The 15,018-nt window shown below is 27.0% G+C and carries 15 protein-coding genes; 7 read left to right on the plus strand and 8 right to left on the minus strand.

What is annotated here, in order from left to right; all coding sequences use genetic code 11:
* Nucleotides 1-53: 53 nt before the first annotated feature.
* From ACQY5W_RS04680 to ACQY5W_RS04690, 3 genes are all read right to left on the minus strand, one after another.
* Nucleotides 54-824 (minus strand): hypothetical protein, encoded by a 771-nt coding sequence (locus ACQY5W_RS04680; RefSeq protein ID WP_428023790.1) that lies wholly within the window; start codon nt 822-824, stop codon nt 54-56.
* Between the two features lie 66 nt (nt 825-890).
* Nucleotides 891-1,622: an IclR family transcriptional regulator gene (locus ACQY5W_RS04685; RefSeq protein WP_428023791.1), complete on the minus strand. Its 732-nt coding sequence runs from the start codon at nt 1,620-1,622 to the stop codon at nt 891-893.
* A gap of 66 nt (nt 1,623-1,688) precedes the next feature.
* A complete protein-coding gene (locus tag ACQY5W_RS04690) occupies nt 1,689-2,252 on the minus strand; it encodes a DJ-1/PfpI family protein (RefSeq protein WP_428023792.1) in 564 nt (187 codons plus the stop codon).
* Between the two features lie 204 nt (nt 2,253-2,456).
* Here ACQY5W_RS04690 and ACQY5W_RS04695 point away from each other — a divergent pair, with 204 nt between their 5' ends.
* The 4 genes from ACQY5W_RS04695 to ACQY5W_RS04710 are packed head-to-tail and all read left to right on the plus strand — an operon-like array spanning nt 2,457 to nt 7,240.
* A complete protein-coding gene (locus ACQY5W_RS04695) occupies nt 2,457-4,352 on the plus strand; it encodes a TonB-dependent receptor plug domain-containing protein (protein ID WP_428023793.1) in 1,896 nt (631 codons plus the stop codon).
* Nucleotides 4,352-4,819: a hypothetical protein gene (locus tag ACQY5W_RS04700; RefSeq protein WP_428023794.1), complete on the plus strand. Its 468-nt coding sequence runs from the start codon at nt 4,352-4,354 to the stop codon at nt 4,817-4,819. Before ACQY5W_RS04695 ends, ACQY5W_RS04700 begins: the two co-directional genes overlap by 1 nt.
* The gene (locus tag ACQY5W_RS04705; protein ID WP_428023795.1) at nt 4,809-6,713 is read left to right on the plus strand and encodes an EAL domain-containing protein; all 1,905 of its coding nucleotides are present in this window, start codon (nt 4,809-4,811) and stop codon (nt 6,711-6,713) included. The genes ACQY5W_RS04700 and ACQY5W_RS04705 overlap by 11 nt, the downstream gene beginning before the upstream one ends.
* Entirely contained in the window at nt 6,713-7,240 is a 528-nt protein-coding gene (locus ACQY5W_RS04710; RefSeq protein ID WP_428023796.1) for an exonuclease domain-containing protein, read from the plus strand. Before ACQY5W_RS04705 ends, ACQY5W_RS04710 begins: the two co-directional genes overlap by 1 nt.
* A gap of 2 nt (nt 7,241-7,242) precedes the next feature.
* Here the strand turns inward: ACQY5W_RS04710 and ACQY5W_RS04715 are convergent, their stop codons facing one another.
* Nucleotides 7,243-7,572, minus strand: coding sequence for a hypothetical protein (locus ACQY5W_RS04715; protein WP_428023797.1), 330 nt, complete (start codon nt 7,570-7,572; stop codon nt 7,243-7,245).
* 3 nt (nt 7,573-7,575) lie between these two features.
* The gene (locus ACQY5W_RS04720; protein ID WP_428023798.1) at nt 7,576-8,946 is read right to left on the minus strand and encodes a DEAD/DEAH box helicase; all 1,371 of its coding nucleotides are present in this window, start codon (nt 8,944-8,946) and stop codon (nt 7,576-7,578) included.
* Nucleotides 8,947-9,015: 69 nt separating this feature from the next.
* Between ACQY5W_RS04720 and ACQY5W_RS04725 the strand changes: the two genes are divergently transcribed.
* Both ACQY5W_RS04725 and ACQY5W_RS04730 read left to right on the plus strand, forming a co-directional pair.
* Nucleotides 9,016-9,861 carry a radical SAM/SPASM domain-containing protein gene (locus ACQY5W_RS04725; RefSeq protein WP_428023973.1) on the plus strand — a complete coding sequence of 282 codons (846 nt, stop codon included), beginning with the start codon at nt 9,016-9,018 and terminating at the stop codon, nt 9,859-9,861.
* Between the two features lie 9 nt (nt 9,862-9,870).
* Entirely contained in the window at nt 9,871-10,656 is a 786-nt protein-coding gene (locus ACQY5W_RS04730; protein WP_428023799.1) for an EI24 domain-containing protein, read from the plus strand.
* Here ACQY5W_RS04730 and ACQY5W_RS04735 read toward each other — a convergent pair.
* Complete coding sequence (locus ACQY5W_RS04735) at nt 10,645-11,328, minus strand: response regulator transcription factor (protein ID WP_428023800.1); 684 nt, start codon at nt 11,326-11,328, stop codon at nt 10,645-10,647. The genes ACQY5W_RS04730 and ACQY5W_RS04735 overlap by 12 nt on opposite strands.
* Before the next feature lie 57 nt (nt 11,329-11,385).
* On the opposite strand from ACQY5W_RS04735, the gene ACQY5W_RS04740 reads away from it, so the two are divergent.
* Nucleotides 11,386-12,939: a cache domain-containing protein gene (locus ACQY5W_RS04740; RefSeq protein WP_428023801.1), complete on the plus strand. Its 1,554-nt coding sequence runs from the start codon at nt 11,386-11,388 to the stop codon at nt 12,937-12,939.
* A 60-nt stretch (nt 12,940-12,999) separates the two neighbouring features.
* Here the strand turns inward: ACQY5W_RS04740 and ACQY5W_RS04745 are convergent, their stop codons facing one another.
* Entirely contained in the window at nt 13,000-14,283 is a 1,284-nt protein-coding gene (locus ACQY5W_RS04745) for a TRAP transporter large permease (protein ID WP_428023802.1), read from the minus strand.
* Nucleotides 14,280-14,903 carry a TRAP transporter small permease gene (locus ACQY5W_RS04750; RefSeq protein ID WP_428023803.1) on the minus strand — a complete coding sequence of 208 codons (624 nt, stop codon included), beginning with the start codon at nt 14,901-14,903 and terminating at the stop codon, nt 14,280-14,282. The genes ACQY5W_RS04745 and ACQY5W_RS04750 overlap by 4 nt, the downstream gene beginning before the upstream one ends.
* Nucleotides 14,904-15,018 lie beyond the last annotated feature (115 nt).

Genomic DNA, 15,018 nt, shown 5'->3' on the forward strand with positions numbered 1-15,018 from the left:
AGATATAATGAATTTGTTACTCAACCTAAGGTGTTAACTGAATAAAAAAGTGTCTACAGCCTTGGGGTCATTCCAAATATCTCTCTAGCAACTCTTAATATAGCACTACATACATAATCTTGATAAATTTCATTGTATAAACTTTTTGGTATATTTTTTAAAGATAACTTTCCACTTTTTAATAAACTTCTAGATTCAGTTGGAATAATATTTTGACTGTGAACATTTAAATCAATGTATAAATGATTATTATTTAATTTAAATTCTAATTTTGTTCCTAAGTTGTTAATTTCATCAAATGGATTAAGTTGTTTTATTACATCTAAAAAAGCTTCTTCTTGATTATTTAATATTTTAGTTGCTAATTCTACTTGTTCCTTCCATTCATTAAATTCTTTTTTAAAGTTTATTTTATTTTGCTCATAATTCTGTTCATCAATATTTTTTGCTTCTTCAACTTTTTTTAACAAGGATTGTTTCTTTTTTTCTACTCTTTTAAATATTTTGTGAAAAAAATTAGGTTTAAAATTATTATAAATAAATTCTGCTTCTTGTTTTTTTGTATATTCTAATAGAGGTTCTATAGGAGCTTGTTCATTTTTCAATGCTATCCAATCAATTTTTTCTGAACCTTCTTTATGTAATGATTGAATTTGTTCAATATAATTCTCATATACTTCAACGTCATATTTAGCTTGTTCTAATTCTTCCATTTTTTGTCTTTCTTTTTGACGTTTTTCTAGTTCTCTATATTTACGTTTCGATTCTCTATCTATTTTATTTAGTGTAGAATTTAGTTTTCTTAAATTTCCTTTCCATCCCATAGTTATTCCTTTTATTCATTATAAAATAATTATATAATTATTTATTGTATTATCAAAATAGAAAAATTACAAAACAATAGAATATTTATTAACAATATCCAAAAGTTTCCCACCAAATTCATGGGATTTTTCTAAAGTGAGTCTATCTTTTGTGCCAGATATTCCAACTGCACCTATAAGTATATTTTGGTGGTTGAATAGTGGAACAGCAACACATCTCATACCATCTTGATACTCTTTATCATCTATAGAGTAACCTTTTTCTCTTACTTCTTTTAAACTATTTTCCAAGCTTTTTAAATTTGTGATGGTGTTGTGGGTATATGAGTTTAATTTGATTTTTTCTAAATCGTAGTTTCCAAAAGCTAGGATGGATTTTCCTAGAGCGTTGGTGTGCAGGGGAGCTTGTGAGCCGATTTTGTTTCTTGTTTTTATTTTTCTATCTGAATTATCGAATTGATTTAGATATAAAACCTTGTAGTTATCAAATATACCTAAGTATGAGCACTCATTTGTGATATCGTAGATCTCTTCAAGTATGGCTTTTGTTTTTTTTACCATAAGTTCTATTCTTGTTTTTCTATTTGTTGCATTGTTTATTTCTGTTGCTATTATTTCATTTGATTTTTCTAAGTAGGTTATAAAACCCTCTTCATGAAGAGTTTTTAGAAGTCTTGACATTGTACTTTTTTCTATGTTTAACTTTTCACATAATTGTTTTGCTAAGATTGGTTTATCATGACTTACAATTGCTTTGTAAACTTGTAAACCTTTTGTAAAGGATTTGATAGTTGACATAAAAACTCTTTTTGATTTATTATATCAAATAACAGAACTACTTTTGTAGTTCTGTTTTAAAGTTTATTAAACTAGAAGTTCGTTGAATTTGGCAAGCCATTTAGGATGAGCAGGCCATGCAGCAGCTGTTACTAAGTTACCATCAACATAGGCATCTTCAAAACCTATATCTGCCCATTTTGCACCATTTATAGCTAGGTCAGGTGAACAAGCTGGATAACAAGAACAAGTTCTGTCTTTAACAATTCCAGCAGCTACTAATACTTGAATTCCATGGCAAACAGAAGCTATAGGTTTGTTTTTAGCATTGAAATTTTGAACTATCTCTAAAACTCTAGGATTTAATCTAATATATTCAGGTGCACGACCTCCTGGGATTAAAAGAGCATCATAGCTATTTTCATCTATTTCATCAAAAGTAGCATTTAATGTAAAATTGTGACCTGGTTTTTCCGTATAGGTTTGATCACCTTCAAAATCATGGATTGCAGTTTTGATTTGTTCACCTGCTTTTTTATCAGGACAAACAGCATCAACACTATGACCTAACATCAAAAGAGCTTGAAATGGAACCATCATTTCATAATCTTCAACAAAATCTCCAGCGATAATAAGTATTTTTTTTGACATCTCATCTCCTTTTTCTAAAGTAACTAATAGTATAGGATTAAATTTTAAGAGTAAATTTATTTTAAGATTAGTTTTTTGTAGTTGCATTATGTGCAACTATAACTTCTAATTGTAAGCATATTGTAACTAGAAAGACAATTTAATCAAGTATTGGCTAAAATAACACTTTTTTAAGTATTATTTTAAATTAAGTGCTAGGTGAAAATGAAGTTATTTATATTACTTTTTTTATTTTTTTCAACACTATTTTCTCAATCTTTAGAATCATTACTTGATGAGTATGAAGAAACCACAAAGAAGTCATTAACTACAGTTGATGAAAAAATGGGGCATATTCGTATTTACTCTCAAAAAGAGATACAACTTATGCAATACAATAAGTTAAGTGATATTTTAAAAGAACTTCCACTTTTTAATCTAAATAAAAATCGTTTTGGAGTAGGGAACCCATCCCTTGCAGGAAGTAAAACAGTAACAAGTGGTTTTTTTAGATTTTTTATTGATGACCATGAAGTAAGTTCTGCATATTCTAAATCACCATTTCTTTCGTGGGGCGATTTACCTTTAGATTTTATAGATCATATTGAGATATATTATGGTGAAAGTTCATTTGCACTTGCTAATGATAGTGGTATTTATTTTATTCGACTTTATACAAAATCTCCTCAAAAAGAAAATGGTGCAAAATTAACAACTAACATATCAAATAATGCTTCAAATTCTAATGGATTGACATATGCTTCAACTCTTGGAAATGATTGGTCTTATTTAATTTATTTAAATAACACAAAAATAAAAGATGATGATACATACAAAGGTAAAAAACTTTCAAATAATTCATCTAGAAAATATTTGTACCTTGATGTTCAAAATGATACTACAATTATCAATTTTGGATATTCAGATGTAACAAAAGATAACTATATGGGACAATCAAAGGATATAGTACCAAATAGTGGTGAAATTTTTTCAAAAGATTATTATGTGGATATTACAAAATATTTTCTTGATGATAACTCAATTAAAGCAAATTTTTCAATTGGAAAACAATTAAGAGAATATAGTGAGACTAATGATGAAAAAATATTTTTAGTTCCTTTTTTATTTTCTGCTTATCAAAATATAACACAAGCTAATGAAAAGTTAGAATTTACAAAAACCAATGCTTATATTTCAAAAACATTTCAATATAAAGATAATAACTTTTTAGCTGGCTTAAGTTTACAAAATAAAAGTTATAAAGTAAAAAGTAGAACAATAGTAAATTCAAATACTACTGTTGATGTGGGACAGTTTAATGATTTTGATAAAGAGAGTGTTCGTTCGGTTTTATTTCAAGATGATTATAAAATAAAAGATGATTTAATATTTATTGCCAATGCAAAATATGATAAGTATAAAAGAAGAGGTTTTTTAAAAGATTCTTCAACAAACTTGTATAGAATAGGCGGAATTTATACTCCATTTGAAAACTTTGGATTAAAGAGTTTTTATACTGAAACAACTATTCCTCAACTATTTTCAAATATAGATTTTGCCTTTCCAATGAATAAAAATTTAAAAGATCAAAAGTATAGAATTTTTACAGTTGAAGGAGTATTTACTACAGAAAATTCAAAATTTGGAATAACCTATGACCATGTAGATATAGAAGATTTTATCTATTATGCTTCGGTTGGTTTTGTAAATGTTGACCATACTATAAAAACTGATGGATGGATTTTTGATTATGAGTATATTTTTTCAGATGAACATGAGTTAAAGTTAAATTATTATTTAACAAGTTTGAGTGAAACTGCAAATAATTCACAAAGAGGTGGATTTATAAAATATATGGGTCGCACTAATAACTTTGAGTATTTTACTTCTTTAAATTATAAAAGTGCTTTTGATTATACTAATGTTCATGTAAGTAGTGCCTTTGATTTTAGTTTGGGAGCAACATATAATATATCCAAAAATATGAGTTTAAGTTTAAAGGGTGAAAATCTTCTTGATAAATCTACAAAATCACTTAATACAAATGAAATTACAAAAGAAGTTTTTGCAACAAAAGATTATGGAAGAAGTGTTAATATGACACTTAAGTGGGTATTCTAATGAAAATATTTATACTCCTAATTACCATTATTTCATTTGGAATATCATCTCATCAATATACATTTTTAGTGAATGAATATGATAAAGAGATAAATCTTGAAGCAAAAATCATATCTAATATCGCTAAAAATTCTATAAAAGATGAGATAAAATTATTTATTCCAAATATTTCTTTAATAGAGAAAAAAGTATATTCTAAATATTTTACATTGACTGAAAAATGTGAAGACTCAAATTTTATATTTGTTAAAAAATCTGCTGATAATGAAAAACTATGTTCTATATCAAATAAACTCTTTTTTACAAATAATTATAAAAAACTTTTATCAGATAAGAAGTTTTTTGGAGCATTTTTCTGGAATAAAAGTAGGCCAAATATTGTTTTTATAAAAGCAAGACTCAATAAAAAACATATTAATTTACCAAAAGATTTTGAACAATTTATAGAGGATTTTGATGACAAATAAGTTTTTTATTAAAAACCCTATACAAATAATATTTGTGACAATCATTGTCTCGTCTATTTTGATTTTGTTGTTACTTGGAACAATAAGATTAGAAGAAAAAATAGAAAAAAAGATGCTTGATATTTCAACTTATGATGTTATATCAATAACTAAAAATAGTGCAAAGTTAATAGAAAATCTTTTAAAATTTAGTCATAACTACCCTGAAGATATAAAACAAGATAAATCACTACAAAAAAAGATTGAAAACAGTCTAGAAATATTACCTACAAAAAATATAAAATATGCCTATTTACTTTATAGGGATTATAAGGGAGTCTTTAGATTTTTAGCAGATGCTTCTTCTCCTAATGAAAAAGCAATTGTTAATCAAAAGTTTGATGTTGATAATAAAAAGTGGTTTGATATTTATGAGAAAAAAGAGATTCAAGTTATAGAACATGATGTTTTGCATGAGTTATCAGTTACATACTTAATTCCTATTTTTTATAAAAATGAAGTAAAACTTATTTTGGCAATTGATTTTTCTATAAAAAAAGTTGCAGATATTAATAATATTATAGGCTTAATGAAAAATGCAATACTTGGAATAATAGTTATTACTTTGATTTTCTTAATTATTCTTATTATTCAAACAATAAAATATCTTGCCGTGAAGAAAACAGCCTATGTTGATAATTTAACTAAAGTGTACAATAGAAACTATTTAAAGGAATTAGAAGATTTTATTAATTTAAATGATTATATTTTAGCAACTTTAGATATTGATTATTTTAAAAAAATAAATGATACCTATGGGCATGATATAGGAGATAATATATTAAAAGAGATTGCAAATACTATCTCTTTGAGTATTAGAAATAGCAATGATATTATCATTAGATATGGGGGCGAAGAGTTTGTTCTTCTTGTCAAAATTTCTAGGGATGAACCTTTAGCTGCATTGAATGTTATTGAAAGAGTTTTTACTAATATTCAAGAAAAGAAGTTTTATATCAATAAAAAAGATTATATTGATGTGACAGTATCAATAGGTATAAATATAGTGCCTTACAAATCAAAAAACTTTTCAGATGCTTTTAAATTGGCAGATATTGCCTTATACAATGCAAAAAATAAAGGTAGAAATACTATTGAAATTTATGATGAAAATGAAGATATTAATAATAAATGTCTTTCAATCAATGAAATAAAAGAGGCTATGGATGATAATAGAATTATTTGTTATTATCAGGAAATTGTTGATAGTAAAACACTAGAAATATCACATTATGAAGCACTTTTAAGAATAGTGACAAAGGATGGGCTAATAATTACTCCTGATAAAATATTGCCAGTTATAAAAGGAACATTTATTTTAAGAAATATTACAAAATGTGTTTTGGATATTTGTTTTAAAAGATTATTAGTAGATGATAAAATAAAAATTAATGTCAATTTAAACCCTCAAGATATTACAAATGATTCTATTTTAAATATTTTAAAAAGTTATGCAACAAAAGAAAATATAGCAAATAGATTGGGACTTGAAGTAATTGAAAATGAAGATATAATGATTTTAAATGATGCAAAAGAGAATCTTCTTATGCTTAAGAATTTAGGATATAAAATTTTTATTGATGATTTTGGAAGTGGATATTCAAACTTTATATATCTAACAGAGATAAAAACAGATTGTATTAAAATTGATGGAAGTATTATAAAGAAGATATTAGTAGATGATGTCTCTTATCTTTTAGTAAAAAGTATTGTTGCTTTTGCAAAGGAAGCTAATATTAAAATAATAGCAGAGTATGTATGTAGTAAAGAAATATTTGAAAAAGTAGAAGTGCTTGGAATAGAGTATTGTCAAGGTTATTATTTCTCAAAACCAAGTGCTTTTGAAGAAGAGTAATGATAATTCTAGACTTTGAAACAAATTCTCAAAATGAACATGATGTTATAGAAGCAGCAGCTGTTAAGTTGGAGCTTATTAATGGTGAATTTGTTGTAAAAGAGAAGTTTCATAGGTATTATCTTTCCCGTTATCCTGTAAATCCTTACTCCTATGAAGTTCATAAATTATCCCCTGAAGCTATTTTAAAAGTAAGACAAAATTCAAACTATGCTTCATATTTTAAAGAAGATGAAGATTTTGTAAAGTTTTGTTCTGGTGCAAAAACTTTAGTTGCCCATAACATAAGTTTTGAACTTCGTCATTTAAGAGATATTGTTAAGTTTGAAAATCACATTTGTACAATGAAAGAGAATAAAGCATTTGTTAAAGCATTAAATAAAAATGGACAGATTAAAAATCCAACTTTAGATGAAGTTTGTTTTTATTATGGGATTGAATTTGATGAAGATAAACATCACAGTGCTACTTATGATGTTAGTAAGACTTACGAAATATTAAAAAGAATGAAAATCAAACTAGGTTAATGCTATAAAGCATTAACTAGCTCAACATCTAAATACTCATCTATTTTTACAATAAAATCTTCAAAGGGAACAGTTCCTTTTTTATCAAAAAGAACAACTTCTTCTCCAAAATCATTTTTAATAAAATGATTTTCACTTTTAGTTACCTTTTCATAAAGTTCTTGCATATCTTCAGTTGAATCATCTTTGTTATATAAAAACCAATTTACTGTAGTATCATCAATTCTAATTAGACCATAAGTATTTGCTTCATCAACATAGTCTTGAATTGTTCCATTTTCAAAACTAGCACCTACAACTAAATCATTTTCATTTAAAATCATTTCCATCATATCTTATCTCCCAAAACTTCTATTTGCATCTCTTTTTGTTGTTTTTTTCTTTTTAGTCACTTTTTTAGGTAGTTGATTTTTATCTGTAGGTTTTTTGTATTTTTCTTTTAAACCTTTTTTTTGACTAAGAGATTTTGTTTTAAATTTTGCAACTCTTGGTTGTTTTTCTGTTGGTTCATAATCATCATGTGTAAGTCTTGGTACATTTATGATTAGTTCTTTTTCTATCTCCGCCATTTGTTTATACTCTTTTACACATAATAGCGTTGTAGCAACACCAGCGTTTCCTGCTCGTCCTGTTCTTCCTATTCTATGAGTATAATCAACTGTTGTTTCTGGAAGTTCAAAGTTTACAACATGTGGAAGTAACTCTATGTCAATACCACGTGCTGCAATATCCGTTGCAACTAAGACTCTTAAAGATTTATCTTTAAATCCAGCTAATGCTCTTGCACGAACTGGTTGCTTTATATCACCATGAATACAAGCTGTTTTTAATCCGTCTAAATTAAACTGTTCAGTTATTTCATCAGCTTTTGCTTTTGTATTTACGAAAACTAATACTTGCTCCCAATTTTGAGAACCAATTAGGTATGATAAAAACTCTATTTTTTTATCTTCATCTATTAAATAAATTTGTTGGTCTATTATTTCTACAGCTGAACGTTGAGGTGATACTTCTATTACTACAGGTTTATGTAAAAACTCTTTTGCTAATTTTTTTATATTTTGGTTGATTGTTGCAGAAAACATTCCGATTTGTCTTGTTTTTGCACATTGGGAAAATATAAGTTCAATATCTTTTAAAAATCCCATATCAAGCATAGTATCAGCTTCATCAAGTACTAGGTTATTTATACTTGATAAATCTACTGATTTTGTATTTATATGATCAATCAATCTTCCAGGAGTTGCTACAAGTACATCAACTCCAGCATTTATTTTTCTGATTTGTTCTTTGTGACTTAATCCACCTACTACAATCGTTTGTTTAATATCTAAATATCTTCCATAGTATGAGATACTTTTTTCTATTTGTTTTGCTAATTCTCTTGTTGGAACTAAAATTAAACTTCTAAGAACTCTTTTTTTTGTAGGGTCACTATCTTTTGTCTCAAAAAGTTTTTGTAAAATAGGAAGTACAAATGCGGCAGTTTTCCCTGTACCACTTTGTGCAGTAGCAATAACATCATTGTTTTTAAGTAAAACAGGTATTGCTTTCTCTTGAACTTCTGTTGGTTTTTCGTAACCTTCTTCTTCAAGTGCTTTTTGAATCTCTGAACAAAGTTTTATTGTATTGAAAGTTTTGATAACTATTCCTTTTAGTTTTGTATTTAAAAGAGTGATTATATCAAATAGTGTATAATATCTCAATTGTATTAATCTTACTAATAAATATTTTAAAGGCAAATCATAAAAAAGTTTAAAAAAGTCCACATCGAAATAACTAATATTTGCAATTTAAAGTGTTCTTTTTGTCCTCCCAAAAATTTACCAAATACGACAATGGATTTAGATAGTTTTGAAAAAATAAATAGTGAATTGTCACATATAACAAGGGAACTTGCTTACCATGTAGTAGGTGACCCATTAGTTTTATCAAACTTAAATGAGTATTTAAATATAAGTAAAAAGTATGGACTTAAGGTAAATCTTACAAGTACAGGATATAACTTAAAAGAAGAACAATTTGAAGCTTTAAATAATGAGGCAATAAGACAAATAAATTTTTCAATTAACTCATATAATGGAAACTCTCACAAAAAAAGTTTGGATGAATATTTAACACCAATTTTTGATTTTTGTAAATATGCAGTTGAAAAAGAAGTTGATTTTTTTATTAACCTTAGAATTTGGAACTTTGATGATAAAAAAAGTGCAAAAGAGTTTAATAGAGAAGTTTTTAGAAAAGCATTTGAATATTTTGGTATGAGTTTAGATATAGAGCAATTTTATGTTGCAAGACCCAAAAATATAAGAGTGGCTAGAAAAGTATTTTTTAACTTTGATGATTATTTTGAGTGGCCAAGTTTAGAAAATGAGTTTGTATCAGAGAAAGGATTTTGTTATGGCTTAGATTCTCATTTTGGAATACTTGCAAATGGGGATGTTATTCCATGTTGTTTAGATAAAGATGCTTGTATAAATTTAGGTAATGCTATTGATGATAGTTTGGAAAATATTTTAAAGTCAAAAAGAGTTAGTGATATAAAAGAAGGTTTTAAAAAAGGTATTGTTACTGAAGAACTTTGCCAAAAATGCACATACAGAACAAGATTTGATAAATAAGGGTTAAATTTGAGAGAAATAGAATTAATAAAAAGAAGTTTAGGGGATTTTTTTACACCTAGTATATTAAAAATTGCGATTATTCCTTTTTTAGTTACTTTAGGAATTATGATAATAATATTTATGGGAGTTGCTGATTATAGTCTTTCTTCCCTTGACCAAGTGATAATTCAAGTACAAAATGGAGAAGAGTTTACCCTTGATCCCAATGCTCCATTTTATTATGCTTGGGCAGTAAATATTTTAACTTTTCTTTTACATTATTCTATTACGGCTTGGTTAGCAGGATTTCTACTTTTTACTGTTGGTACATTTTTTATACTCTTTTTTTCTATTTTTACTACTTTAATTATTATTGGATTTTTAACTCCTATGATTATAGAGACTTTGAGAAAAAAACATTATCCTGAACTTAAGTTAAAAGGTCATGGTTCTTTAATGTCTCCTATTTTAGTAGCTTTAAAAAGTTTATTTGTGATGATATTTTTATTTGTACTTTTTATTCCATTTTATTTTATACCATTAGTAAATATTATTGCTTTTAATTTACCCATATATTACTTTTTTCATAAGCTTTTAAATTTTGATGTTACTTCTACAATGTTAAGTTCTTCAGAATATAAAGAGATATATAGAAGTCAAAAAAATCTATTTAGATTTAGAACTTTATTGTTATATTTCATATCTATGATACCTTTTATAACACTTTTTTCTACAGTATTTTATGTGGTATATTTATCAAATGGATATTTTTTGGAGTTGAAAAAAATAAGTCAAAATAGATTAGAGGTTTAATCTATATCCAGTCCCTTGAATATTTTTTAGTATATCTTTTGGAAGTTTTTTTCGTAAGTTTTTTATAAACAGTCTTAGGGCATTTTGAGTCATTATTGATGTCTCTTCCCAAAGAATATTTTCAATTTCATTATAGGTAATTATTCGTCCTTTTACAAGAAGCATTTTTAAAAACATATTCTCTTTTTTTGTCAGAATAAATTCCTCTTTGGGACCTTTTACCAAGGCTTTACTTTCATCAAAAATCCATGAAGGTTGTAAGTTAAATACAGTTGTATTTTCAAAACTATTTATAAAAGCTTTTAAAGCTATTGTTAATTTCTCTTCGGTAATTGGTTTTACAATATATTTTACTAAATGAAGCTCTGTAGCATCTAATAAATAATCTAAATCAGTGTGTGCAGAGGTAATTATAACTCTAATTTTTGGATTAGTTTCTCTTATCTTTTTGACTAATTCAAGTCCAGTCATTTTGGGCATTTTAATATCTGTGATTATTAAGTCAGGTTTTTTTTCTAGATATAACTTGTAAGCTTCTTCACCATCTTTTGCTAAATATATGTCTTTAAACATACAATCAAGAATTTCAAAAATATTTTTTTGAATTCCTTCTTCATCTTCTGCATAAAGTAAGGTAAAACTTCTTAGCTGATTTACTAAGTTATAATCCATTGGTAACCTTGTAATAAAAGATATGTTAAAATATATAATTATAAAAATGGAGTTGATTTGAGCCTTGTAACCGAAAAAAATATATCCAAAATAATCATATATACTTTCATAGTAATTATGACAACTATGATAACTCTTATATCATATTTTTATGTAAAAAATACTTATATTGATTTTGATACAGAGTTAGAAAAATTTGTGAATGATTACTATACACATCAAAAAGCACTTTTAAAAAAAGAGATAGATGTAGTAATTGATATTATAAATTATAATGCCACAAAAAGTGGTAGTACCGAGCAAGAATTAAAAGAAGAAACCATAAGAATCTTAAACAATATCTCTTTTGAAAAGGATAGAAGTAACTATATCTTTGTATATGAAATTTTGAATATGAATGGAGGTGATAATTTTGCAAAGTTATTGGTCAATCCAAATAGGTTGGATATAGTAGGAAGTGTAATTTCATCAAATTATGAAGATGCAAATGGGAAAAAGTTTAGGGAAGAGTTTTTAAGTGATATTAGAACAAAAGGAGAATCCTTTACTCAATATGTATATAAAAAGTTTTCATCTTCTCAAGTGAATCAAAAAATTGCATATTTTAAACTATACCCAAACTGGAATTGGGTTATTGCTGTTGGAATTTATACAGATGATATTGAAAAAGATATTGCAAAGAAAAAAGAGGATTTAAAAAGAAGAGTTAAAACACAAATAATACAAACAGTATTTTTATTTATACTTTTTTTATCCATTGGAATAGTTTTATCAATCTTACTAAGTGAAAGAATTGATGACTTTTTTAAAGAGTATAGAGAGAAAGTAAAAGCAAAATCAAATGCCTTGATTGAATTAAATGAAACCTTGGAAAAAAGGGTTTCTGAAGAGTTAGAAAAAAATAGAGAACAAGAACAATTGTTAGTTCAAAAATCAAGACTTATTGCTTTGGGTGAGATGATATCTAATATTGCCCATCAATGGCGACAGCCACTATCTGAATTATCTTCAATTTTAATGAATATTAAATTTAAACATAACATGGATAAATTAGACAAACAAACGATGGAGCAAAAATCCAAAGAGGCTGAATTGGTTTTAGATTATATGTCCCATACGATTGATGATTTTAGAAACTTCTTTATGCCTAAAAAAGACAAAGAAGAGTTTTACATAAAAGATGCAATAAATTCAGTTATGACTATTGTTTCTTCAGCCTTAGAATACAATAATATTAAAGTAGAAATTGATGTGAATGATAATATTAAGTTAAATACTTTTATCAATGAGTATGAGCAAGTATTACTTAATATCATTTCCAATGCAAAAGATGTTTTAATTCAAAATAATATTAAAAATCCACTTATTAAAATCTATGGAGAAGAGCAAGATGGTTTTGTTATTTTGTACATAGAAGATAATGGTGATGGTGTAAAAGTTAACCCCAAAAGTAAGATATTTGAGCCATACTTTACAACAAAAGGTGATAGTGATGGGACAGGTATTGGATTGTATATGTCAAAAATAATTATTGATAAAAATATGAAAGGTAAATTAAGAGTTCGTAACACAAAAGATGGTGCAAAATTTGTGATTACTGTTCCTAAATAAAGATATAAAAAAAGGGTGATAAGAAAATCTTATCACCCTTTTTTGTTTTAAATAGTTTAATTATCCTGCAAACATTAAATCTGGCAAGAATAGGGCTATTTGAGGTATATATGTAACTAATAAAAGTCCCACTAAGATTGTCAATGTCCAAGGTAGTGTTGCTACGATAACATCTTTTATTGACATTCCAGTAAGTCCAGAAGTTACAAATAAGTTAAGTCCAACTGGAGGTGATACCATTCCAAGTTCCATATTGATAGTAATTACAATACCAAAGTGAATAGGGTCAATTCCAAGTGCAACAGCAACAGGAAGTAATAAAGGTACCATAATCATAATAATTGCACTTGGCTCCATAAATGAACCAGCTATAATTAAAAGAATATTAACCATAAGTAAGAACATATATTTATCAACATTTGCTTGAATTAAAAATTCAGTAATTCCTTGTGGAATATTTTCAATGGTTAAGAAGTGAGCAAATAACATAGCATTTGCAATAATAAACATAATCATTGCAGTTGTTTTTGCTGATTCTAAAGCAGTTGTATAAAACTCTGATATTTTGATATCTTTATAAATAAATACAGAGATAAAAAATGCCCAAATAGCAGCAACAGCAGCAGCTTCAGTTGGAGTAAAGATACCACCATAAATACCACCAATAACAATAACAATTGTCATAAGTCCCCATGAAGCATCTTTCATTTTTGCAAGTCTTATTTTTAAAGGTTGTGGTTCAGTTTTTTCAAATCCTAATCTAACAGCTCCAATATATGTTACAACCATCATCATAATACCTAACATAATACCTGGAACAACACCTGCCATAAATAATCTTCCAATAGAAACTTCAGCTGTAACACCATATACGATTAATACAATTGAAGGAGGAATTAAAATACCTAAACTTCCTGCAGTAGCAATTGTACCAACAGCATATTTTTTAGGGTAACCAGCTTGCATAATTGCACCAAACATGATAGAACCAATAGCAACAACAGTTGCAGGAGAACTACCAGAAACTGCTGCAAAAATAATAGATGCAAAAATTGCAGAAATTGGTAATCCACCTGGTAAGTGACCCACACAAGATTTAGCAAATTCAATAATTCTTTGTGCAGCACTACCTTTACTTAGTAAATTACCAGCTAAGATAAACATAGGAATTGCCATCAATGAATAGTGTTCTACTTTTTCAAATATCATTGCTGATACTTCAATTGGAGAAATAGGAGTAAATAACATCATCGTTGTAAATGTTGCAGCTCCTAAACAAATTGCAATTGGTGCTCCAATTATTACTAAAAAGAAGAATAATCCAAATAATACAGCTATACTCATAGTAATCCTCCTGTTTTCTTTTCAACTTCTTTAACTATCTCATTTAGATTTTTTACATTTTCATTGTCTTTGTGCTCTTTAGCTCCCATCCCCATACCTGCTAAAACTTGTTCAGCTTCACTCTCTTTTAAGATTCTTTCGTGATTTGTAGAAAGGATTGCATGAATTCTTTCAGCAACTCTAAAAGCACCAAAAAGAAAAGAAACTGGAATAACTAAATAGATAATCCACATTGGAGTATCCCATAAGTCAATTGATCTCTCATCTAATGGTATTACTACTTCAGTGATATATTGAAGTCCATAATATGAAACAGCCAATAAAAATACTAAAGTTACAGTATGAGAAAGGATTAGCATCCCTTTTGCAACCCTTGATGGCATGTTATCTAAAACAATAGTAACAGCAATATGGGCATCTTTTTTAAAGCAATATGCAGCTCCAAAAAATACACTCCATAAAAATAGAAAAATAGTTAGTTCTGTAGCCCAGGTTAATGATGCATCAAAAACATATCTTGCTACAACGTTGGTAAAAGCAACAACAACTCCTGCTGCAATACCAAACGCCGCAATTTTTTGGTTAATATGACCTATGATTTTACTTAAAAGTCTTATCATCGTATTTCCTCCCCTTATTTTGTATTAAGAGCACCGTTAATTAAATCTTTTCCAATTAAATTATTATCATAAAATTCTGGATAGATTTTACTAACAGCTTTTTTCCAAGAAGCTC

This window comes from Arcobacter sp., from assembly GCF_050300555.1.
Taxonomy (GTDB): Bacteria; Campylobacterota; Campylobacteria; order Campylobacterales; family Arcobacteraceae; genus Arcobacter.